The 1,246-nt window shown below is 71.1% G+C and carries 1 protein-coding gene and 1 pseudogene; both read left to right on the forward strand.

Annotated features, from left to right (window positions below; genetic code table 11):
- The first annotated feature begins 302 nt into the window (after positions 1 to 302).
- Entirely contained in the window at positions 303 to 842 is a 540-nt protein-coding gene (locus IE225_RS32610) for a helix-turn-helix domain-containing protein (protein WP_190061280.1), read from the forward strand.
- A 96-nt stretch (positions 843 to 938) separates the two neighbouring features.
- Positions 939 to 1,246, forward strand: a pseudogene (locus IE225_RS32615) (PBSX family phage terminase large subunit); the annotation flags it as partial.

Raw genomic sequence — 1,246 nt, forward strand, 5'->3', positions numbered from 1 at the left:
GAACTTCCGGAACATGACCGCGTCATCGTTCCTCTGTGAGCGCTTCACCCCAAGCGGGACTGATCTACAGACCCGCACTTACCTTGGGTCCCGTGCTCTCCCCTGGCGTCGATTCGGCTAACGCCTCGGACGGGGTAGATTCGGCGCCCTTTCTCGCGCCTGCACGGTGAGCTGTCGGGTTCGGGCTGGTTGAGTCGCCCGGCGCACCGAAGACGCTAGCGATGCGCATCGGTTGATCACAAGGCGAACCGGACAAGACTCGCGCGCACCACACGACTTCGCTGGGCGGGAGGTGACCGCCGATGGCACGCCCCATCACGGACGCCGACCGCCGGCGCGTGCGCGAGCTGCACGCCGCGGGCAAGTCCCGCAACGAGATCGCCCGCGAGCTGAAACGCTCCCCCTCGACCGTGTCGAAGATCGCCGCCGCGTTCGAGCCGCCCCTGTCGTTCGACCGGGCCGAGCAGGTCGAGGCCGCGACCCGCGTGCGCACCGCGGACCTCGCCGCGCGCCGCGCCGCCCTCGCCCTCGACCTACAGGCCGCCGCCGAGCAGATGCTCGGCCAACTGTGGGCACCGTGCACCGTCGGCGAGTTCGCCGGCCGCGACGGCGAGTGGCACGAGACCCGCCTCGACCGCCCCAGGTTCGGCGACCAACGCCAGATCATCGCCTCGGTACAGACCGCCGTCGGCACCTCGCTACGCCTCGCCCCTGCCGAGGGCGGAGAGAACGCCGAGCAGGTGCGCAGCATGTTGGGTGCGCTCGGCGAGGCCCTGACGCAGGCCGCCCACGACCAGACCCTCGACGACCAGGACGACGACGGGGGCGCCGCTGGGAGGTGAGCCGCGCTGCTCGACCTCGACCGCCTGCCCCTGTCCCGAAAGCAACTCCTGTCCATCGGGCAGGCGACCGCCCGTATCAACCTGTGGCACGGCAGCGTGCGCAGCGGCAAGACCATCGCGTCCCTGCTCGCTTTCTGCATCGCGGTCGCCACGGCCGGGCCGTCCGGCCTGATCATCGTCGTCGGGCGCAGCCTCCAGACGATCGAGCGCAACGTGTTGGAGCCGTTGCAGGACCGCGCCCTGTTCGGGCCGCTCGCCCGGCACATCGTGCACACGCGCGGGGCGACCACGGCGACGATCCTCGGCCGCACCGTCCACTTGATCGGCGCCGCCGACGCCCGCGCCGAGGGCCGCCTACGTGGCCTTACCGCACAGCTCGCCTACGTCGACGAGGCGACCCTGTT

This window comes from Streptomyces echinoruber (assembly GCF_014651135.1).
GTDB classification, from domain to species: Bacteria; Actinomycetota; Actinomycetes; order Streptomycetales; family Streptomycetaceae; genus Streptomyces; species Streptomyces echinoruber.